Annotated in this window: 22 protein-coding genes and 1 riboswitch; all 22 genes read left to right on the plus strand. The window is 50.5% G+C overall.

Annotated features, from left to right (window positions below):
* The first annotated feature begins 103 nt into the window (after positions 1 to 103).
* The 22 genes from bioA to PHR44_01305 all read left to right on the plus strand — a co-directional run bounded on the left by bioA (position 104) and on the right by PHR44_01305 (position 21,972).
* Complete coding sequence (gene bioA / locus PHR44_01200) at positions 104 to 1,444, plus strand: adenosylmethionine--8-amino-7-oxononanoate transaminase (GenBank protein ID MDD4909284.1); 1,341 nt, start codon at positions 104 to 106, stop codon at positions 1,442 to 1,444.
* 154 nt (positions 1,445 to 1,598) lie between these two features.
* Complete coding sequence (gene mnmA / locus PHR44_01205) at positions 1,599 to 2,663, plus strand: tRNA 2-thiouridine(34) synthase MnmA (GenBank protein ID MDD4909285.1); 1,065 nt, start codon at positions 1,599 to 1,601, stop codon at positions 2,661 to 2,663.
* A complete protein-coding gene (gene nadA, locus PHR44_01210) occupies positions 2,660 to 3,562 on the plus strand; it encodes a quinolinate synthase NadA (protein ID MDD4909286.1) in 903 nt (300 codons plus the stop codon). Before mnmA ends, nadA begins: the two co-directional genes overlap by 4 nt.
* Before the next feature lie 76 nt (positions 3,563 to 3,638).
* Positions 3,639 to 3,713: riboswitch (cyclic di-GMP riboswitch) on the plus strand.
* Between the two features lie 73 nt (positions 3,714 to 3,786).
* Positions 3,787 to 5,469 carry a hypothetical protein gene (locus tag PHR44_01215; protein MDD4909287.1) on the plus strand — a complete coding sequence of 561 codons (1,683 nt, stop codon included), beginning with the start codon at positions 3,787 to 3,789 and terminating at the stop codon, positions 5,467 to 5,469.
* Positions 5,470 to 5,508: 39 nt separating this feature from the next.
* Positions 5,509 to 5,925: a hypothetical protein gene (locus tag PHR44_01220; protein MDD4909288.1), complete on the plus strand. Its 417-nt coding sequence runs from the start codon at positions 5,509 to 5,511 to the stop codon at positions 5,923 to 5,925.
* Positions 5,922 to 6,071, plus strand: a complete 150-nt coding sequence (locus PHR44_01225) for a hypothetical protein (GenBank protein ID MDD4909289.1) — start codon at positions 5,922 to 5,924, stop codon at positions 6,069 to 6,071. Before PHR44_01220 ends, PHR44_01225 begins: the two co-directional genes overlap by 4 nt.
* A complete protein-coding gene (locus tag PHR44_01230) occupies positions 6,058 to 6,381 on the plus strand; it encodes a PilZ domain-containing protein (protein MDD4909290.1) in 324 nt (107 codons plus the stop codon). The genes PHR44_01225 and PHR44_01230 overlap by 14 nt, the downstream gene beginning before the upstream one ends.
* Before the next feature lie 39 nt (positions 6,382 to 6,420).
* Entirely contained in the window at positions 6,421 to 8,139 is a 1,719-nt protein-coding gene (gspE, locus tag PHR44_01235; GenBank protein MDD4909291.1) for a type II secretion system ATPase GspE, read from the plus strand.
* A gap of 4 nt (positions 8,140 to 8,143) precedes the next feature.
* Positions 8,144 to 9,349: a type II secretion system F family protein gene (locus PHR44_01240; protein MDD4909292.1), complete on the plus strand. Its 1,206-nt coding sequence runs from the start codon at positions 8,144 to 8,146 to the stop codon at positions 9,347 to 9,349.
* Positions 9,350 to 9,366: 17 nt separating this feature from the next.
* The gene (locus PHR44_01245) at positions 9,367 to 9,723 is read left to right on the plus strand and encodes a type II secretion system protein GspG (protein ID MDD4909293.1); all 357 of its coding nucleotides are present in this window, start codon (positions 9,367 to 9,369) and stop codon (positions 9,721 to 9,723) included.
* Entirely contained in the window at positions 9,707 to 10,189 is a 483-nt protein-coding gene (locus PHR44_01250) for a prepilin-type N-terminal cleavage/methylation domain-containing protein (protein MDD4909294.1), read from the plus strand. The genes PHR44_01245 and PHR44_01250 overlap by 17 nt, the downstream gene beginning before the upstream one ends.
* 10 nt (positions 10,190 to 10,199) lie before the next feature.
* Positions 10,200 to 10,553, plus strand: a complete 354-nt coding sequence (locus PHR44_01255; GenBank protein MDD4909295.1) for a hypothetical protein — start codon at positions 10,200 to 10,202, stop codon at positions 10,551 to 10,553.
* Complete coding sequence (locus tag PHR44_01260; GenBank protein MDD4909296.1) at positions 10,525 to 11,178, plus strand: prepilin-type N-terminal cleavage/methylation domain-containing protein; 654 nt, start codon at positions 10,525 to 10,527, stop codon at positions 11,176 to 11,178. The genes PHR44_01255 and PHR44_01260 overlap by 29 nt, the downstream gene beginning before the upstream one ends.
* A gap of 92 nt (positions 11,179 to 11,270) precedes the next feature.
* Positions 11,271 to 12,248 (plus strand): type II secretion system protein GspK, encoded by a 978-nt coding sequence (locus PHR44_01265; GenBank protein MDD4909297.1) that lies wholly within the window; start codon positions 11,271 to 11,273, stop codon positions 12,246 to 12,248.
* Positions 12,249 to 12,266: 18 nt separating this feature from the next.
* Positions 12,267 to 13,646 carry a hypothetical protein gene (locus PHR44_01270; protein ID MDD4909298.1) on the plus strand — a complete coding sequence of 460 codons (1,380 nt, stop codon included), beginning with the start codon at positions 12,267 to 12,269 and terminating at the stop codon, positions 13,644 to 13,646.
* Entirely contained in the window at positions 13,646 to 14,188 is a 543-nt protein-coding gene (gene gspM / locus PHR44_01275; GenBank protein MDD4909299.1) for a type II secretion system protein GspM, read from the plus strand. Before PHR44_01270 ends, gspM begins: the two co-directional genes overlap by 1 nt.
* 123 nt (positions 14,189 to 14,311) lie before the next feature.
* A complete protein-coding gene (locus tag PHR44_01280) occupies positions 14,312 to 14,533 on the plus strand; it encodes a MerR family transcriptional regulator (GenBank protein MDD4909300.1) in 222 nt (73 codons plus the stop codon).
* Positions 14,530 to 15,345: an AAA family ATPase gene (locus tag PHR44_01285; protein MDD4909301.1), complete on the plus strand. Its 816-nt coding sequence runs from the start codon at positions 14,530 to 14,532 to the stop codon at positions 15,343 to 15,345. Before PHR44_01280 ends, PHR44_01285 begins: the two co-directional genes overlap by 4 nt.
* Positions 15,342 to 15,962: a hypothetical protein gene (locus tag PHR44_01290; GenBank protein ID MDD4909302.1), complete on the plus strand. Its 621-nt coding sequence runs from the start codon at positions 15,342 to 15,344 to the stop codon at positions 15,960 to 15,962. Before PHR44_01285 ends, PHR44_01290 begins: the two co-directional genes overlap by 4 nt.
* Positions 15,963 to 15,973: 11 nt before the next feature.
* Positions 15,974 to 17,968, plus strand: a complete 1,995-nt coding sequence (locus tag PHR44_01295) for a secretin N-terminal domain-containing protein (protein ID MDD4909303.1) — start codon at positions 15,974 to 15,976, stop codon at positions 17,966 to 17,968.
* Positions 17,969 to 18,100: 132 nt separating this feature from the next.
* Entirely contained in the window at positions 18,101 to 18,727 is a 627-nt protein-coding gene (locus tag PHR44_01300) for an RluA family pseudouridine synthase (GenBank protein MDD4909304.1), read from the plus strand.
* Positions 18,724 to 21,972, plus strand: coding sequence for a hypothetical protein (locus PHR44_01305; protein ID MDD4909305.1), 3,249 nt, complete (start codon positions 18,724 to 18,726; stop codon positions 21,970 to 21,972). Before PHR44_01300 ends, PHR44_01305 begins: the two co-directional genes overlap by 4 nt.
* Positions 21,973 to 22,015 lie beyond the last annotated feature (43 nt).

Here is a 22,015-nt window from a genome sequence, read left to right on the forward strand (position 1 = left end):
CGTGGAGAGGATGAAGGCGGGCGGGTTACCCGGCGGCAATAAAATTTACATTGATACGAAGCCGGTTATTAATGACGGGCCTGTCAATAAGCGCGGCACCGGTTTGCTGCGGGATTGGGACAAGAAGTTTATCTGGCACCCCTTTACACAGATGCGGGAATGGGTTGAGGATGAGCCGCTGGTGATCACCGAAGGCAGAGGCAGTTACCTTAAGGATTCCCAGGGAAAGTGGTATTTAGACGGGGTCTCCAGCCTCTGGGTGAATGTGCACGGGCACAGGAAAAAAGAGATAGATCAGGCGCTAAGGCGGCAATTAAACAAGATAGCGCACTCCACGTTCCTTGGCTTGTCCAATGATACGGCGATCTTGCTCTCAAAACGGTTAATTGAGATCGCCCCCGGGGATCTCAACAAGGTATTTTATTCCGACAGCGGCTCAACAGCGGTTGAGGCCGCCCTCAAGATGGCATTTCAATACTGGCAGCAAAAAGAGCCACGGCTGAAGGCGAAAAGGAAATTTATTTCTTTTGTTAACGCCTACCATGGAGACACTGTCGGCTCTGTCAGCGTGGGCGGGATCGATTTATTTCATAAGATATACAGGCCGCTTTTGTTCGGCACCATAAAGGCAAAGGCGCCGTATTGCTACCGTTGTCCTTTGGGCAAGGTATATCCACAATGCCGGTTAAAATGCCTGAAAGAAACGGAGGACATTCTAAAGAAGCAACATAAAAGCATCGCCGGCGTCATAATAGAGCCGATGGCGCAGGCAGCGGCCGGCATACTCACTCAGCCCGCGGGTTATTTGAGGCAGTTGCGCCGGCTTTGCGATAAATACGATGTGCTGATGATCCTGGATGAGGTGGCGGTGGGCTTCGGCAGGACAGGCAGGATGTTCGCCTGTGAACAGGAAGGGGTTAAGCCCGACATCCTCTGCCTGGCAAAGGGCTTGAGCGCGGGATATCTTCCGCTGGCAGCAACGCTGGCTACGGACGAGATATACAAGGCGTTTCTAGGCGATTACGCCGGCAAAAAGACGTTTTTCCACGGCCACAGCTATACAGCTAATCCCCTGGGATGCGCCGCGGCACTGGCAAATCTTGAGGTTTTCAGAAAAGAGCGTACCTTGGAAATGGTTCAGGAAAAGATAAGGTTTCTGCGTAAGGGATTAAAAAGATTTTATGAACTGAAGGCCGTAGGCGATGTCCGCCAGGCGGGCCTGATCGCGGGCATTGAGTTGGTCAAGAACAGAAAGACAAAACAGCCGTATAAATGGGAGGAGAAAACAGGCATCAGGGTTACGCGGCAGGCGCGTAAATACGGGGTGATCCTGCGGCCTTTAGGTAATGTGATCGTGCTGTTCCCGCCGCTTTCAATATCTCTGCCGGAGTTGGAAGAATTGCTGGATGTGACATATAGATCAATTGAAGAAGTAACAAGTTAAAAGCGGATATTAGGTGATTTGGTGATCAGGGTCTGGGGATTAGGATATAAGGAGATTGGGGACAAATACCTAATATCCCAATCTCCCAATATCCAGACCCCAATACCCTAATTACCCAATACCCGCATTAAGCGTGTTTAGCATGAAGAGTAATATGCGTGTAGTAGTAGCAATGAGCGGAGGGGTGGATTCTTCAGTGGCAGCCGCGCTCCTAAAGGCGCGGGGCTGCGAGGTGATCGGGATGACCATGTGTTTTAATATCTCCGGCCCGGGGGGCGGGAGGCCGTCCTGCTGCGGCAGAGAGGCAATAGAAGATGCCAGGCGCGTTGCCGGCTCGCTCGGCATCAGGCATTACGCGTTGAATTTCGCGAAGCCGCTTCAAGATAAAATTATAGATGATTTTTGCGGTGAGTATCTCAACGGGCGCACGCCCAATCCCTGCGTAAGGTGTAATCAGTATTTAAAATTCGGCGTACTTCTTGACAAGGCAAGGTCGCTTGATGCCGATTTCCTTGCCACAGGGCATTACGCGAGGGTGTGTTTTGACAAAGGGCTGAATAAGTTCCTGCTTAAGAAGGCAAAGGATACCCGCAAAGACCAGTCATATTTTCTTTATCGGCTAAAACAGCGCCAGCTAAGGCATATCTTAATGCCGTTGGGTGATCATACGAAGGAGGAGGTAAGAAATTACGCCAGGCGGCTGGGCCTGCCTGTGGCAGACAAGGCAGGCAGCCAGGAGGTGTGTTTCATCCCGGATAACGATTACAGGGGTTTTATCCTTTCGCGTTTCAAAGAGCGGATCAAAGAGGGTGATATCGTTGACAGGCAGGGGAAGGTGTTGGGCAGGCATAAGGGCATATGTTTTTATACGATAGGCCAGCGCGAAGGATTGGGGATCGCCTATAAGTCCCCTTTGTATATAACAGGTATAGACAAGAGGCGCAACAGGATAATAGCCGGCCCCAGGCAGGATACCTACAGGGATGAGTTTCTTGTAAGGAGCCCTACATTTATATATACCGCTATACCGGACGGCGGGCTTGCGCTTACTGTTAAAATAAGATATAATAATATAGGTAAAGAAGGCCGCGTCATACCCATCAGTAAAAGCCTGCTTAAGGTCAAATTACACAGGCCTGAGCAGTCCATAACCCCCGGACAATCAGCGGTATTTTATAAAGGGGATGTAGTTGTCGGTGGAGGGATAATCAGGCAATGAACATAGAGCAGAAGATACAGAAACTTAAAAAACAGCGCAATGCCGTCATACTGGCGCATAATTATCAATTGCCGGAAGTGCAGGATGTTGCCGACTTTCACGGCGATTCACTTGAGTTAAGCAGGATCGCGGCCAGGACCGAAGCCAAAGTAGTTATTTTCTGCGGGGTGCATTTTATGGCGGAGACCGCCTCGATCCTCTGCCCCGATAAGAAGGTCATCGTGCCTGACGTGCAGGCCGGCTGCCCCATGGCCAATATGATCACAACGGCCGACCTGAAAAAACTTAAGGATAAGCATCCTGAAGCGGTAGTTGTGGGGTATGTAAACACCTCGGCAGAGGTAAAGGCGGAGCTGGATATCTGCTGCACCTCTACGAACGCGGCGAGCGTAGTCAATCGCCTGAAAGACAAAAAAGAGATCATATTCGTGCCTGATAAGTATCTGGCTGATTTTGTCTCTAAAAAGACAGGCAGGAAACTCATCCCCTGGAGTGGTTATTGCCCCACACATGTCAAGATACTGCCGGAGGACATTTTAAGGGAGAAGCGGTTCCATCCCGGAGCGAAGGTCCTGGTCCACCCCGAATGCACGCCCGAAGTGATAGAATTGGCTGATGAGGCGCTTTCCACGGGCCAGATGTGCAAATACGCCAAGGAAAGCAATGCGGATGAGATGATCATAGGCACAGAGGTCGGGCTGATTTACCGGCTGAAAACAGATAATCCGGACAAAGGGTTCTATCCTGCTTCTGAGAAGGCGGTCTGCCCCAATATGAAGCGCACCACCATTGAAAAGGTACTCTGGGCGCTGGAGGAGTTGAGGGAGGAGGTGTACGTGCCTGAGCGTATAAGGAAACCCGCGCTTAAGGCAATAGAGGCAATGCTGGCAATAGCATAGGCGCTGCCCTTGACAGAAGCCCATTTATAGGGTATACTTATACTGACAATTAGGGTAGTGTAGGTTGAGGTTTTTCAGCCGATAAAGGCAAACCCGCAGGAATGCGGGGGCGCAAAGTTAGCGGCCCGGAACGGGCGGCGCGACTACCGAAGATGGAAAACTTTTTTATTTCCCGTATTCGGCATTATGGCTGGATACGGGATTTTTTATAGGAGGGCAAGAAAATGAAGATCGGATCTGATCGGAAAAAATATACCGCGTGTATTATTGCGTTTATTTTTGCATGCGAGGCAGTTTTTTCACCCAGTGTATCTGCCGCGGAAGACGAGGCGGACAACATCTGGGAGCCGGCGTATGCCTATAATTGCCAGATCACCTGGCGCAGGGATAGCTGCACAGGCAAGGGATATATGCCTAACCGCGTTACTACCTATGCCCGGGACGAAGAAACAGGCAGCCGCTATCTTGATAGTTACCGCAGGGTTGATTACAGCTGCGACAGGGAACCGGGGCTGGGTTCAATACTGGTGATCAACGGCTACAGCAGGTATTTCAGATTTCCCGACGGCTCGCGCCACACAGAATCATGGGACCAGTCCGGGTGGAGAGAGGCGCACCGTTATGCGGATGGCAGCAACGACATCCGCAGCGGGGATGAGCCGCTGGACTGGATCGAGGTATATGCCGAGGATTACCGGGCGCAGACATTCAAAGACCACGTTTATTTCATGGCCAAAATAATTGCCGAGCAGAACCTGCTCGCCTGTTGTAACACTCCGGGATTCTCTGAACTCTGCCGTAAGGCGGAGGATGTGTTTGACAGGGCAGGGGCTGATAGCGTAAAAAGGGCGCTGCACTTACGGGGCGACCTCTTTGAAACAAGGGCCGTATATCCCTGGCTCTGTTATAATTCTGATCCGGCCCGTCCCAATATCAACTATACTAAACTCTTTGATTCTGAGGAGAGAATGTACAGGACGCTGGCTGCTCTGGAGTTGCTTTCGGCGGCCCCTGTTGTGGGCGGGGCAGCGGAAACAATGGCAGGGCTTATTGAGGCAAGGCAGGGCAATTATAATCGGCTGTTCACGGCTCCGGCGGCATTCATATTCGGCGGCCTGGCTGTCAGGGGAGTATTCGGCGCCGCGGCGAGGATAGCGGCAATAGCAAGGAATCTGGGCATAATGAAGGCGATAGTCAACAATGTGTTCAGGCCCGTCAAACATTTTGCGGGGAGGTATATCGTGTCCCCCATGATCAGAAATGCCGCGCATCTAAGATGGGGCGTTGAATCACTGCGGCAATATTGCTTCAGGATAGAAAACAGAGGGGTCGACGCGTTCGCGTTGGACAAGATCAATGAGATGAATGAGATCGTAAACGGCCTGGAGGAAGGCATAGCCCGTAAAGTTAACGATATGATGCTGCCTTTCTTTAAATTCCTGGATAAGAACGGGCACGAGGTTGTGGATGAGGTCATAGGCGAAAATTCAAGCGCGTCAAGGATCTGGGAGCGGTTTGGAAGGGACGCGGATAATGTGTTTGATGAGGCAAGGGGCGCCTTTGAGAGGTTCACCGATCTCCTCGCGGCAAACAGCGACGATACGGCAACTGCCGCGCGGATGCTGAACTCCGCGGAGAGAAGCATCATAGATGAGATGGAAGAGCTGTTTGACGCCATAGACATTGATGATTACGAAAGATTCACGGAGCAGGTAGGCGAGTTAAAAGGGTTGCTTGACAGGCAGATGCCCATACTGCAGGCCTTAAACAGCGCGGCGACATGGAGCCAGGCGAACAGGTATTTAAGCGCGGGCCGGGCCGAAGCGGCAATGGCTGAATATATGAGGAATCTCAGGGGGTTCTATATACAACTGGACAACCTGTACAAGGACATTGCAAGCCATTAGTTTTTAAAGGCGTAGCCGTGTAATCTCAGGAGGTGCGTCATGATACATAGTAAGATATTGGAAAGGCTGAAGTTCCTTTCATTCGTGCGCAAGGCGCTGGCGACAGTGGGCATGAGCTGTTTTGCCGACGGCAGGTATATCAGGGGGCAGATGATAATCAAGATGAAGGACGGCTGCCTGCTTCGCAGGGAAGACGAGGTCAAATTCAGCTCAGAGCGGCTCAACAGCATAAGCAAGAGGTACGCGCTGATAAGTTTAGACCGGCTTTTCGCGGAAGACGCGCAGGGGCTGCTAAGGGGTATCTACCGCCTTAACTTTCAGAGGAAAGACCTGGATATGGTCAAGGCGGCGGCAGAGTATGAGAGGGACGAGACCTGTGTATTTGCCGCGCCGAATTTTGTGATCGCGCCGACAGCGCCGGTACCGGCCACGGTAGAAAGAAGGAGGGGGCAATGAGACGATTACTTAAACCGAAACTTATGTGCAGGTACGCCAGGATAAGCGCGCACAGGGCGAGGAGGAAGATGTCTGATTTTCTGGGGGATAATTTCCCGGCGATACCTCATATTGGAAAGGGAGAGGCGCGCCATGGAGAAGCGTGAATTCGTACGGCTGAATGTGGAGCTGGAAGTGGCTTACCGCGTAATCGGGTCAATGAGGGACCTTGCCGGCACGCGTACCGAGGATGCCTCTGAAGGCGGCATACGCGTTATGTTCCCGGAGAAGGTCCAGCCGGATACGCGCGTGGAGATCAGCATAAAGATCCCCGGAGAAGAGAAGCCGGTTTTCGCGGTCGGCAAAGTGGTATGGGTCAGGCCCGATATATTTGGCGGCGTGTATATGACCGGCATCCAGTTCGTCCACATAAAGCAGGCCGACAGGCAGCGCCTGTATAAATACGTCGTATTATAAACTTTACATTTGCTTTGTTTGAGATTATAATTTATTGCGATGGGAGATAAATCCGCGGTTTTGACGATAGGGCAGCTGTTATTAAAAGAAGGCGCGGTTACCCCTGAGCAGTTGGACAGGGCATTGGCCCAGCAGAAAGAGGCAGGCGGGTATCTCTGCGCCAATCTTATAAAACTGGGCTTTGTCTCTGAAGAGCAGATCTTTCCCGTGTTGGCCAGACAGCTCAAGGTGCCTTACATCCGCCTCAAAGACGCCATTATCCCCCCGGAAGTGATCAAGACCGTGCCGGCGAAGTTTGCTACGCATTACCGGCTTATACCCGTTAAACTTGAGGGCGGCACGCTGTCGCTTGCCATGGCCGACCCTCTGGACGTGCATACCTTAGATGATATGCGGCTTTTTCTGGGCTATGATATTAAGCCCATGCTTGCCGGCGATACCGATATAGTGGAGGCGATAAGCAGGTATTACGGGGTTGGGGCGGACACACTTGAAGAGATAGTCGCCGGCAGCGAGAAGATATTCGGCAGGATAGAGAAAGAGGGAAGGGCTGCCGAGGATGTTGAGGTGCAGGCAGAGGACGCCTCAATAGTCAAGTTCGTAAACCAGATACTGGCTCAGGCCGTTTCCGACAGGGCCACCGATATCCACCTTGAGCCCTATGAGAACGAACTGAAGGTGCGCTTCAGGATAGACGGCATGCTCTATGACGTCAATATCCCCGAGACCATAAGATATTTTCACTCCGCGATCATTTCCCGCATAAAGATCATGGCGCATCTGAACATCGCCGAGCACCGGCTTCCGCAGGACGGCAGGATAAAGATAAGGGTCAAAGACATAGAGCTTGACCTGCGCGTCTCCATCGTGCCTTCATCCTTCGGGGAGGCGGTGGTCATAAGGATACTCAGCGGCAAAGAGGTCATGTTCCAGCTGGACAGCCTCGGCTTAAGCAAGGAAGAGTCGGAACTCTTAAGCGGCATAATCAAGAGGCCGCACGGCATAATACTTGTCACCGGCCCCACGGGAAGCGGAAAGACAACCACCCTTTATGCCTTCCTCTCCGAGCTGAATAAAAAAGAGACCAAGATCATTACGATCGAGGACCCCATAGAATATCAGATAAGCGGCATAATCCAAATGCAGGTCCATCCTAAGATCGGCTTTGATTTTGCCAACGGCTTGAGGTCCATACTGCGCCACGACCCGGATATAATAATGGTGGGAGAGATACGCGACTATGAGACCGCCGAGATCGCCATACGTTCCTCCCTGACCGGCCACCTGGTTTTTTCCACGCTTCATACCAATGATGCCGCGGGCGCGGTAACGCGGCTTCTGGATATGGAGCTGGAGCCGTTCCTGGTCGCCTCTTCCATTGAATGCCTTATTGCCCAGCGCCTGGTCCGCCTTATCTGCCCGCATTGTAAAAAAGAAGCGCGCCTTTCCGAAGAGGCGGCGCAGATATTGAAGAAAGACATAGATGTTCCCAGGTCGGTATTTTATGCCGGTTCAGGATGCGAGAAGTGCAAACACACCGGCTACCAGGGCAGGACCGCTATATATGAGATCCTGGTGATGGATAACGAGGTCAGGGACCTGATATTAAAGCGTTCATCCAGCCAGCAGATAAAGCAGGCGGCGATCTCCAAAGGTATGACCACTCTTCGCCAGGCAGGCCTCAGAAAGGCGACGCAGGGGATCACCACCATAGAAGAGGTGCTGCGCGTAACGCAGAAAGAAGAGATGTTCATTTAGCCATATGCCGTTATTCAATTATAAGGCAAAATCCGCCCCCAATGAATTAAAAACCGGGACCATAGAGGCCGAAAGCCAATCCAACGCCGCGTCCAGGCTGCAGGAAATGGGGCTTTATCCCTTGAGCATAGAAGAGGCGGAGGGCCGGCCGCGGGGCAGGATTTTAAGAAGAAGGAAGATAAGCCGGAGAGATGTTACTGTTTTCACCCGCCAGCTTCACAATCTCCTTGCCTCAGGCCTGACCATACTTTCAGGGCTTAAGATCCTGCGCGACCAGTCGGAAAACAAGGATATGCAGCGGCTGATAGGCCGGTTGATCGACGACCTGAAAGAAGGGGAGCACTTCTCGCAGGCGCTTTCAAAACACCCGCAGGCATTTTCCACGTTGTACTGTTCTATCGTGGCGTCAGGCGAAGCAGGCGGATTCATAGACGAGGCGCTTGAGCGCGTAGCCGGATTTTTGGAGAAAGACCAGGCGGTAAGGTCAAAGATCATTTCCAGTTTGATCTATCCAGCATTGATCGCGATAGTAGGGAGCATCACCGTGTTTGTCCTGCTCACCTTTGTCATACCGAAGTTTGTTTCCATGTTTGAAGAATTCGGCGAGACCCTGCCGCTTCCCACGGCAATACTCATAAGCATAAGCGCTTTCTTCAATAGTTATTACTGGCTTATCGCTTTGCTGGCTGCTATCGCCGTGTTTATTTTTAAGAGGATATACGGCTCTGATGAGGGGCGCCTGGCCATAGACAGTTTTAAGTTGAGGGCGCCCTTTTTCGGTAATTTCAACACCAAAGCGAGCATAGCGGATTTTACCCGGACGCTCTCAGCCCTGACAGGAGGCGGGGTATCTATACTTTCCGCCCTGGAAATAGCGCAGAACTCCGCGGGCAACGCGTTATTGAAACAGGAGATAGCGGCCTTCCGGGAAAAGATAAGGGAAGGCGGCAAGCTTTCTTCCTGTATCGCTGCCTCTGCCCATTTCCCCACCTATGTTTCAAATATCGTAGCTGTCGGGGAGGAGACCGGCACTATGGATAAGTCGCTGGAACGCATAGCGCGCACATACGAAGATGAGGTGGACCAGGTCACCAAGGCGATGCTTACCGGCCTTGAGCCGGCAATGATACTGATAATGGGCTCTGTCGTGGGGTTTATCGTGATCGCCATGCTTTTGCCGATATTTCAGATAAATTTTATGGCTCAGTGACAAAAACGGAGGATAGGATGGATCTAAGACGGAAAAACGGCTTTACGCTCATTGAAATAATGCTGGTTGTCATCATTATCGGCATACTCGCGTCCATAATCGTGCCCAGGTTTGCCGGCCGCTCTGAGCAGGCGCGCAAGGCAGCGGCAGCGGCCAATATAAAGTCGCTTGCCATCGCGCTGGATATGTACGAACTGGATACCGGAGCGTATCCTAAAACGCTGGCAGAGCTTTCCCCAAAATACCTGAAAAAACTGCAGAAAGACCCCTGGGACCAGGAATACCATTATGCGCAGAAGGGGACGAACGAATACGAACTGCGTTCCTGCGGCCCTGATAAAAATTGCGGCGGCCAGGATGACATTACAGAATAAGGCGTTCACCCTTCTTGAGCTTATTATCGTCATAGTCATCCTCGGGATCATCTTCTCCATTTCCACTCCCAGGTTCCGCGCCACGTATACAACCATACAACTCAGGAATACAGCTCAGGGAGTAATAAACTTAAGCCGCCTCATACGGCAGCAGGCCATACTTAAGCGGGCCGTCTATAAGATAGAGTTTAAGCAGATGCCCGCGGACAGCAACGATAAATCCTATTTCTCCGTTTTCCATAAGGACGGCTCAAGCGGTGAGTTTATAGCAGATACGGATCGCCTGGCGAAGGTTGAAACGCCTAAGGGCATAAAAATCGAGATGAGCAAGCCCGCGCAGTTTTATAGCGACGGCACAATGGACATGGGTGGAACAGAGATATATCTAAAGAGCGATGTTAAAAAGATCACGCTTAAACCTTCAAATACAAATGGTTTCTTTCTTCTTTCGGAAGATCCGCTATAGTTCCGGCTTTTTGCTTCTTGAAGTCGTCTTTGCCGTTGCCATTGTTTCTGTCAGCATAGTTATGGTCCTGAACACATTTTTCGGCGTAAGGCGCGCGATAAGGCAGACAGAAGATTATTTGCGCGCCGGCATATTATTAAAAGAGAAGATGAGCGAATTTGAGAAGCAGGCGTTAGCCGCGGGGAGCGCGGGCATAGATACCAGGAAAGAAGAAGGGGGTTTTCCCGAAGCAGAGGGGTTCAAGTGGGAGAGAAATTTTGTCAGAAAACTTCCTGGCCAGCCTGCCCTTGGAGAATTTAATCTCATCGTCTCCTGGGACGAGGACTCAAAAATAGATGCGCTTACCTGCCTTAAGGCAAAATAAGGGTTTTACATTAATCGAGCTGCTTATCGCCTCAAGTTTACTTGTGGTAATAATCCTCGCGCTCTATACGGGATTTCGCGTGGGCGCGCTTACTCATTCAACTTCGCAGCAGGTCTCCGATGACCTGCAGGGGTTGCGGCTGTTTTTTGACGGCCTTGAGCGGGATCTAAGGAACTGCGTTGATTACGATAAGGTAACTCCCGATTCAAAATTCAACGGAGGTGATACAAACTTAGGCCTGCTTACCACCACGACCAGATTTACCACCGTTGCGGGAGACACCAAAGAGATCAAGACAATGGAAGCGGTTTCTTATGCGTACGGCAACAAAGAGATTTTCAGGGAGAGCTTACCGTTTTCCGAATTCCTGGCAAAGGGCCATTCAGCGCCCGCTTCAGGCAGTGCCAAAGCCGAAAGGATATGCGGCGGAATAGAGGAATTCAAGATAACATACCTTGCCTCGCTTCCTTCCGCGTCTGATCCGGATCCCGCCGAGTTGGATGACTGGGACGCGAAATCAGGCGTACCTGCCGAGGTAAGGATCACGCTCGTATTCTCCCGGGGTGTCAGGAAGATCAGGTTCACAAGAAGCATAATCTTGCCTTTAAATTTAAAACTTCTATGAAGAAACGCTGCCGCCGGTCCGGCCAGGTTTTAATGATAAGTTTATGGGTTTTGGCTATCCTGGTCATTTATAGCATCAGCGTCAGTTACAGGATGCTGGTTGAAGTGCGGCTGAGCCGTTACTACAGGGATAAAACAAAGGCATATTATCTGGCGCGGGGGTATCTGCTGAAATTGATTGAAGATAAAAAAGAGCAGAATGCATTACTTGGCGGCCTGTATTTTCCCTACGACGATCCTGCGCCCAAGCCGCCGGAAGTGATCAATGACAGCGATGGGAAAATGGCGGGGCAAGTAACACATTTGATTATTGATGAGCACAGCAAGATCAATGTGAATAAACTTATAAATACTTCAGGCACGGTTAATACGGATCTATGGAATACACTTAAGGCCTTACTTGAAGATCGGGCGCCCGGAATAAATGATAATGATGCGGAAGATTTAGTTAAAAATCTTGTGGACTGGATAGACAAAGATGAGGACGCGCGCACAGGAGCCAGCTCACTGGAGAAGGATCTTTATAAGGATTACACTCCGGAAAATAAAGAACTTTCAGATCCCTCTACGATACTGCTGGTTAACCGCTGGAATGAGGAAATATTTAATAGTATCATTGATTTTATAACTATTTATTCTTCCAGCGAAAAGATAAATATTAATTCTTGTTCCAAGGAGGCGCTTGCCGCCGTACTTAAAGCGCATCAACCGCAAAATGTTACAATTGATACTGATGGTATGGCTCATAAATTAATAGATTTCAGAGCCGGAGGTGACGGAAAAGTTGGAGAAGGCAATGATGATCAGTATTTTGGAAGCGATCCATCGCCTCCATCAATACCAGAAGGCGCAATTTATTATATAAATAATATTCCGAATACATTGAATCTTTCTACGGATGCAAGTACGTTATTGTCTGGTTCGTCCGGTTTGTTTAGTAAGAATATTCTCGCTACCGGTTCCGATATCCTGCGTTTTGAGGTTGAGGCGGATGTGCGCGGGATAAAACAGAGGATAACCGCGATCGTTAATTTTTCAACCGGAAAAATTATTTATTGGCAGGAAGAATAGAGTGGTATAATCAGGACTATGTTACCTTGCATTGAATTTTTCAATAATGGGCTTAAGTTCTGCGCGGCCGGCCAGGGCAAGGGCAAGCCGTCCATAGAGCATCTGGCTGTGTTTGATACCCCTGTTCAATTAAAGCCCTATCTGGAAAAGCACAATATTCCATTAAAGGAATACACCGTTCTTATCCCCACGCATCTTGCTTCAGTAAGGTTCTTGAAACTCCCTTCTCACAACCGCGCGGAGATCGCCGATATGGTCAGGTGGCAGGCGGCAAAACAACTGCCTTATTCTCCCGAGGAGATCATTTATAGTTATCATGCCATAGGTACGCGGGAGGGAGGCTTTTCCGATATCGTTCTTTTTCTCGCGCGCAGGGACACCGTGGCTAAATACCTTGAGGCGCTTGAGCCCATAGGCAGCCACCCGAGCGCGGTTTCCCTGTCCTGCGAGGGATTAAAATTACTTTATGATCTTCAGGCGGCAGGCGATGCCGCCGGCCGCCAGGACAACGTCGCCTTAATAGAGATCGCGCCTGATTTTACCTCCGTATCTCTAACGCATAAGGGCTCCCTTGTGTTTGTGAGGGGCGTGCCAATGCCGGGGGCGGCGCATTCGGCGGATAAGGCGGTTTCGGAGATCACGCTTTCGCTTGACGCCTACCGCAGGCAGGCATTCGCGCGGCAGATCAACCGCCTGCTGATAAGCGGGCCGCGGAAATTGGCCGCCGCGGTTATAGACGCGCTTAAGCCGAATGTCTCGCTGCCGATAGCCAGGATCGACCATCAGGCGGGCCTGGATCTTTCTTCGGAGGCAGGCGCGCTTTTAGCAAAAGAGGAATATTCATTCGCGCCTTGTTTGGGCGCGGCATTGAAGGCGGAAGGCGTAGAGATCAATCTTCTGCCGCGGGAGATCATAGGAAAACTCTCGCATCATCGTTCCCGCAGACAGCTTATGAAGAGCGCTGCCCTGGCAGCGGTGGTGTTCGCTCTGGCCGGCTTGATATTCGCCAGGAAATTCTACGATAAAAATAATTTTCTCGCCTACCTTGACAGGGAGCTGGGCACGCTCGGCGAAGATACCGTAAAGCTGGATGAAAAGGCCAGGCGCCTGGAATTGATAAATAAGCAGCTCAGCAAGGGCTCTTCAGCGCTGGACGCCATAAGCGCGCTTTATAAGGCAGTGCCTTCCGGCATTACCTTCAGCGGCGTGCTTTATGAGGCGGATAAGGCCGTAAACATCAAGGGCAACTGCCAGGATATGTCCCTGGCGCTTAAGTTAGTCAGCGCGCTTGAGGCGACCGAATATTTCGCGGGCGTGCAGGTCGGCTACGTTACCAAGAAAAAATCGTCTTCCGGGGAAGAGATCGATTTTGAGATAAACGCCCCGCTGGAGAAGTGATGAAAGCCGTATTCTTAAGTAATCTCTCAAAACGTGAAAGGCTGATACTGTTTTTGACTGTGTCGGTGTCCGCCCTGGCAGTTGTTTATGTGTCGGCGGTTGAGCCGCTATCGGCAAGGTTCAATAAGCTCAACAGCGAAATAACCCTTAAGAAGAGGAAGCTGGAAAAGATCTACCAGCTGCTTGGGCACAGGGAAAAGATCGAAGCGGAATATGAGAAACTTGTCAGGGCGGCCATAAAGGAGAACTCTGATGAGGAGATAATCGCCTCCATATTAAACCAGATGGAAGCCATTGCCAGGGGCTCCGGAGTGCAGATAAACAATGTCAGGCCGGACAGGGTCAAAGAGGAAGCGGGGTATAAACGCCTGAGCATAGAAGTAAGCACGGAATCCAATACAGACGCGCTTTTTAAATTCATATATAACCTGGAGACATCCCCTGCCTTGCTTAAAATAGAACGCCTGCAGATATCTCCCTCCCGAAAACAGGACGGCCTGGTAGAGGCCACATTCAGCATCGTCAGGATCTCCTTCATCTAACGAAACCCACAAATAAGGCATATTCTTACTTATATTGATATCGCTGTCTAAGTAGAGAGTAGATAGTGCTTGACAAATATGTAAAGAAGCGCTATCACTATCTACATGGAGAGTTGAGCAAAAATGAGCGATAATATCTTTCTTATCAAGGACTTAAGCCAGCTGAGCGGACATTCTGTCTATACGCTCAAGTATTATCTTCGTTTAGGGCTGATAAAGGAATCCGGCAGGAGCCCTGAGACGGGTTTCAGGTATTTTAATCAGGATAACCTGGAGGCGTTAAAGAGGATCAGGGAACTGCAGGTCCAGGGCAGGACGCTGAAAGAAATAAAGGCGTTATTATGAGCTACTACACGATATTCGGTTTGGAAAAAGAGCCGTTCTCTACCAGCCCCGATCCTCACTTTTTTTATTTATCCCAGGCGCACAATACGGCATTGAAAAGGGCGGAGATCAATATACGCCTGCGGCGCGGTTTAAGTTTGATACTCGGCGACGTGGGCACAGGCAAGACCACGCTTTCCCGGATGCTGCTGCAGACATTTGAGGGGGATGAAGATTTTGAATTCTATATGATACTGGACCCCGATTATAAATCAGAGTATCAATTCCTTGTCAACCTCGCCAAGATGTTCAAGCTCGACCCCCTGTTAAAATCAACCCTTGATTATAAAGAGGCGATAGAAAAATACCTTTTCCACAAAGGCGTGGACGAAAATAAGGTGATCGTGCTTTTGATCGACGAGGGCCAGAAGCTTAATCCCAATCAGTTAGAGACGCTGCGCACGCTGCTCAATTATGAGACCAACGAATATAAGCTGCTGCAGCTGGTGATACTGGCGCAGGTGGAGCTGCTGCCGCGCGTGAGAAAGATACGCAACTTTATGGACAGGGTGTCGTTAAAATATATTATAAACCCCCTGGATATGCAGGAGACAAAGCAGATGATAAATTTCCGCCTGAGCCAGGCAGGCAGGAACGGAAGAGGGGGGCTTTTTGACGAAGGCGCCTGCGGGCTCATCTATCAATATACTCAAGGATACCCCCGTAAGATCGCCCTGCTCTGCCACAACGCGATGGAGCTGGCGGTAATGCGCGATAAGGACAGCGTTGATAAAGAGATCGTGGAAGAGGTGATAAGGAACGACGTTAGATGAACAATCCGGGAGACGTTTCGCCCGAGGAGAAACTCCTTCGGCTTATAAAGAACAAACCGGGGAAGAGAAAGGATGAGGCAGCGCCCGCGGCGGTTGATTTGAGCGCCCCTGCCGCGGCGGGAAAGATAAATTTTCAGGCGCTGGCAGGGTTTGACCCGAAAATTATAAACAATGTCCTGACGGCGCTGGCGCTGATTTTTCTGGCGTACCTGCTGGCGGACTTCCTGTTTTTGTCGCCTTCTTTTCGCAATGAGCTGCAGCGTATCAAGAATGCGGCCCCCGGGGAAGAGCCGGATATAATTGAGGCGATCAGCCCCATGCCTTATTCATATTATTCCGAGCAGGTCAAAGGCAAAAACCTGTTCAGGTCAACGGCGAGAAGGGAGAGCCAGGCGGGCGGCGCCCCCAAAAAGGAATTAAGGGAGTTGATAAAAGACCTGGCGTTGATAGGCATAATCGCCGATGAAGAGCCGCAGGCGATAATAGAAGACAGGGCGACCAGGCAGAGTTATTTCCTCAAAAAGGGAGAGGGCGTCAACGGATTGGAAGTGGCGGAAATAAAAGAAAATAAAGTCGTATTTGAATATCAGGGAGAGAGAGTTGACCTTTACTTATAGGGGGGGCAGAGATGTTTAAGTTAAAGACCGCCTTTTTTCTTATGGGATTGTTGAGTTGCCTGTTTTCTCCGGCGATCGCGCGGGAAGAAGGGCTTCCTCCGGAAGAACAACCGGTTATTGACGAGCGTTTCCTGGAGGAGATGCCTCCTGAGGAATGGATGAAACAGCCGGAACCGGAAGAGGGGATGTTACCTGAGACAGAGCCGCTGTTCTCTCCGCCCTCCGCCTCGCCTCAAGTTCCTGAGGACGGCCGGCAGGAGGGCAAGATATCCCTTGATATAAAGGGCATGAATATCCTTGATGTGCTTAAATTGATCTCCCAGCGTTCAGGGATGAATATCGTGGCAGGCCGCAATGTGTCGGGCCGCGTTACGATGTTCATCAGGGATGTTGAGCCGATAGACGCGCTGGAGGTGATCCTGGCGGCAAACGGGCTTGCCTACGAGAAGAAGGGCGGCATCATCAATATCATGTCAGCGCGGGATTACGAGCTTGCCCACGGAGACAAGTTTGATGATAAAAAGGAGTTTACCACGATCAAATTACAATATGCCCAGGCAGCCACCCTGAGCAAGGCCTTGACCACGGTAAAAAGCGCCCTGGGCAAGGTGGTTGTGGATGAAAGCAGCAATACCCTGATAATCCTGGATATGCCGGAAAAGATAAAGCAGATGAAACAGATAATAAAAGACGCGGACAAGCCGATAGTCACAAAGGTATTTAACCTGCAGTACGGAACAGCTGAAGACATGAAGGCCGCATTACAGGAAAAGGTGACAAAGAATATCGGCACGCTGACCATTGACGCGCGCACGAACAAGCTGGCGATCAGGGATTATCCGGAGAAGATAAATGAACTGACGGAAGTCATCCAGCAGTTTGACGAGAAGCCAAAACAGGTTCTCATCGAGGCAAGAATCATAAAGATTGACTTAGACGATGAATTCAAGTTCGGTATTGATTGGGACTACTGGTTGGAAAAGTATTTCAGGGTTACTCAGTCATTTAAGCCAACCGCTAGCAAGGGTACCGCCACGGTATTTACTTTCGGGCCAAGTACAATCAATGCAAAAGAAGAATATCGGGGAATAATGAATATGATAAGTTATTTTGGTAAGACAGAGACCCTATCCACTCCCCGCATAATAGTGCTGAATAATCAAGAGGCAAAAGTTTTACTCGGTAATAAAGAATCATATATTGAGAGCACCACGTCGCAGTCAGGCACTGGTACGCAGGTAACGGCACAGGAAATTAAATTTATAGAAGGCGGAGTTAAATTGTCTGTAACTCCAACCATAAATGACGAGGGTTATATTACGATGAAGATAAAACCCGAAGTAAGCACAGCAGGACTTACGCCCATTACTGTCAGCGGTCAAACTACGCAGGTGCCCACGTTTAATACCTCAGAAGCGGAGAGTACGGTAATGGTGAAAGACGGCGCTACCATACTTATCGCGGGTTTGATTAAAAACGTAGATACGAAGAGCCGTAATAAAATTCCTCTTATGGGAGATGTCCCGCTTATTGGAAACTTGTTCAGGCAGAACAACAATCTGGTGCAGAAGAATGAACTGGTTATTTTCCTCACGCCGACAATTGTAAGCGGTAGTAAGGTTGTTGAGTATAAAGGGGAAGCTGAAACACCGAGATTAGAAGATATGCAGAGAGACGCGGCTGATGATCCGATGATCAAAAAGGCGGCGCTGCCCTCGGAGGGCTTCAGGAATTTCCTGGAATATTCCGATTTTGTCTCAAGAAAGATAAGCCAGACAGCGAAGGAGAACGCGGGCCAGACCTCGGAGTCGGGCAGGGTCACGGTTTCTTTTATATTGCTGTCCACCGGAGAGATCCAGGATAAGCCGCGGGTCGTATCGTCTACGAATGAGCTGTTGAACAACCTTGCTCTTAAGAACGTAATGGAGTCGGCGCCTTTTCCGCCGTTTTACAGGCTTTCTGAGAAAAATATGGAGCGGTTCAGGATAGCGATATCGTATAATTAAATGACAAATGACGAGTAAATTTCCAATGACCAATTACCAATGTCAAATAAATTCCCAATTACCCAATGTCCAATTGGGAATTGTTAATTGGTCATTTATTGGGATTTGGTCATTGGCGAATTGGGAATTGACATGCTGAGAACTATCAGAGTAGTGTATGAGGACGCTCATCTATTGGTCGTGGAAAAGCCGGCGGGGATGCTGACTGTGGCAACGGTCAAGAATGAACGCGGGACGCTGGTCAATATTTTAAGGGACGAGGGCTACAGGGTGTATCCCTGCCACCGGCTGGACAGGGATACTTCGGGCTTGATCATGTTCGCCAAAGACAAAAATACGCTGGATAAGATGCGGCAGCAGTTCCGGGAGCACAACGTGAGAAAGGCCTACAAGGCAATAGTGCAGGGCTCCCTGCAGAGAAAAGGCGGCACGATAAGTTACGATATCATTGAAAAGGGCGTAAAAAAACCCGCCCGCACCGACTATGTGGTGCTTGAATCCAATCCCTTGTTCACGCTGGCAGAGGTGCGCCCCTTGACAGGCAGGACAAATCAGATAAGGATACACTTCAAACAGATAGGCCATCCGCTGGTAGGCGAGAGAAAATTTTTTCTGGCAAAGAGATCCGGAGTTAAATTCAGGAGGGCCGCCTTGCATGCCGAACGCCTGGATTTCAGGCATCCTTACACCGGAGAAAAGATACGGCTGAGAAGCGCGCTGCCTAAAGACATGGAAAACTTCTTGAGAGGAACAAAATGAAAAAGACAAACCAATGTAAATACTACCTGAATAACAGCGATGAATTCGTGATCGAAAATTATAATCAGGCGCGGCCGTTTTCCTCGTTCTTTCCCGGGATCGCGGGGCTCTTCGGCATACCTATGTGGGTGTTTTACGCCAACCGCGGCCAGTGCATTTCCAGCTTCGGCGTGCGGGACAAGGACAACCCCATACTTGAATTTTATCCCGCGAACAAGGCCTACCAGCATACGGGCCGGCTGGGCTTCCGCACATTTATAAAGATAAAGAAAAACGGCAAAGAGGCCTTCTACGAGCCGTTCCAGCGGGCATCCGGCAACCGCATGCGCGTACGCCCTTACGAATTGTCGCTGGAAGAGTCCGATCCCGCGTCGGGCCTGCGCGTCAAGGTGGAATATTTTACCTTGCCCAACGAAAATTTCGCGGCGCTGGCAAGGATGGTTGAGATAACCAACGAGTCATCCAGGGTAATTCCCATCCAGGTATTGGACGGCCTGCCGCAGGTCATCCCCTTCGGCATAAATAATTTTTTCCTGAAGGAAATGCACCGCACCATAGAGTCATGGATGAGGGTGGAGAACCTGGAGAATAACGCCGCGTTCCTGCGGCTGGCGGTTGACCCGCGCGACAGGTCTGAAGTCGTGCATCTTGAGGAGGGCAATTTCTTCTTAGGGTTTTCCGACGAGGGAGGGCTGCTCGCCCCCATAGTTGACCCCAGGGCGGTATTCGGCCAACAAGGCGACTTTTCTTCCCCCCGGATTTATCTTCAAGGGGATTTCAGGCATCCGGCGTTTCAGCTGACGCAGAGCATAACGCCCTGCGCCTTCGTATTCAAGAAGGCCGCGCTTGCAGCCGGCAAGGGCATCAGGTTGTATTCGCTGTTCGGCCATATGAGGAATATTGAAATACTGCGGCAGAAGGCGGGGGCCATCAGCCGCGGCAGTTATTTCAAGCGCAAACGGGAAGAGAACAAATCCCTGATCGAGTCGCTGGAGGCGAATTGTTTTACCGCCAGCAGCGATAAGGCGTTTGACCTTTATTGCCGGCAGACGTTCCTGGACAACTGCCTGAGGGGCGGCTTCCCCCACAGTTTTGAATATGACGGCAATTCAACTATCTATGTCTATTCCCGCAAACACGGAGACCCTGAGCGCGACTATAACAGGTTCGCGCTTAACCCCACGTACCTGTCCGAAGGCAACGGTAATTTCCGCGACGTAAACCAGAACAGGAGAAGCGACTGCCTGTTCAATCCCCGCCTGGGCGACCTGAATCTTAAGACGTTTTTTAACCTGCAGCAGTTAGACGGCTATAACCCGCTGGTGATAAAAGAGAACATCTTTATCCTGGCCGAAGCAAAGAAGTCCGAAGAGGCATTGAAGAGGTTCTTTAAGGAGGGCGATATCGGCTGTGTCCTGCCGCTTCTGGAGGGGCAGTTTAACATAGGAAAATTTTTAACGCAGATTGACGACAAGGGTATCAGGATAAAGGGCGCGCCGGAGGCGTTGATCCATTTTCTCTTCCTTAATTCATCAAGGGTCCAGGATGCCGAGTTCGGCGAGGGATACTGGTCGGACCATTGGCAGTATAATATTGACCTGCTGGAGAACTACCTCTCCGTCTTTCCCGAGCGGCTCAAATATATACTGCTTGAAGACAGGGGTTTCAGCTTTTACGACACCGCCGAGAGCGTCCAGCCGCGCGGCGCCAGATACGTTGTTAAGGACGGTAAGGTAAGGCAGTTCCACTGCCTGGCCAGGCACGGCGATAAGAAAAAGATGCTCGCGGAGCGCCAGGCAGAGCCGCATAAAGTTAGGGTTGATTTTGGCCGGGGCGAGGTCTACCATACCACTCTTTTAGTAAAACTCTTAACGCTTATCCTGAATAAACTCGCCACGCTGGATCCTTTCGGCGTAGGCATAGAGATGGAGGCGGATAAACCCAACTGGTTTGACGCGTTGAACGGCCTGCCTGCCCTGCTTGGTTCATCCTCCTGCGAGACATTTGAGTTAAAGCGGCTGATCGTTCTTTTATCCGGCCTGCTGAAAGGCCTGCCGCGAGATACGATAGCAGGGATCCCCGAAGAATTGAAGTCGTTTATGGATGACCTGACGGCCGCGATAGAGAGCTATCTGAACTCCGGCGTAAAAACAAGGGATTTTGACTATTGGGACAGAAGCAACGGTATTAAGGAAGCATTCAGGAAGAGGACGTTCTTTGGCGTAAGCGGTAAGGAAGTTGAGGTGGGGATAAAAGAGGTGGCCTCTTTTCTGGAGAGCGCGTCCAGGCGGATAGGATCATCGCTGAGCAGGGGGTTCGACAAGAAGAGAGGCGTATTTTTCAGTTATTTTATCAATGAGGTAAGCCGATATAAGATCGAGGGAACAGCTGTCAAGCCGCTGGAATTTAAACAGAGCGCCTTGCCGCTTTTCCTGGAGGCAAACGTCCACGCCCTCAAGGTGTGCGCGGATAGAGGCAAGGCAGAGGCGTTGTACCGCAATATAAAAAAGAGCCCGCTTTACGACAGGAAGCTGAAAATGTATAAGGTCTGCGCTTCTTTGAAAGGACAGCCGGAAGAATTAGGCAGGTGCGTGATCTTTACGCCCGGATGGCTGGAGAACGAATCGATCTGGCTGCATATGGAATACAAATATCTTCTGGAGCTGCTTAAGGCAGGGCTGTATGAGGAATATTTCCGCGAATTACATAATACGCTGGTTTGTTTTCAGAGGCCGGAGGTTTATTCAAGGAGCATCCTTGAGAATTCTTCATTCATTGTATCCAGCGCCTTTCCCGACCAGTCAATGCACGGGGCGGGGTTTGTGGCGCGGCTGTCCGGCTCAACCGCGGAACTCATTAATATATGGCTGGTCATGTGCGCGGGCAAGGCGCCGTTTTTCCTGGGCAAGGATGGGAAGCTGTCCCTTAGATTCGAGCCGGCGCTTGAGGGCGGATTCTTCTTGGACAGGGCGGCGGAGTTTGAGCTGCCTTCCGGCAAGTCAGCGCTGAAACTGAAATTGTCCAGAGGCGACTTCGCGTTCAGGTTCCTGAATTCAGCGCTGGTCGTATATCATAATCCGCGGAGAAAGGACACCTTCGGCGGCAAAGGGGCCCGCGTAAAAGAGATCAAGTTCAGGGATAAAGACGGCGCGGCGCACAGCATAGAGGACGGATATATTCCCGCGCCTTTTGCGGGGCAGGTGCGGGACGGGTTGATCGATAGGATAGATATTATTTTAAGGTAGTTAATTTTCGGTTACGTTTGTCGGTCAGGGTTACGGCTACGTA

The sequence above is a fragment of the Candidatus Omnitrophota bacterium genome (assembly GCA_028707125.1).
In the GTDB taxonomy this organism is placed as follows: domain Bacteria; phylum Omnitrophota; class Gorgyraeia; order Gygaellales; family JAQTUX01; genus JAQTUX01.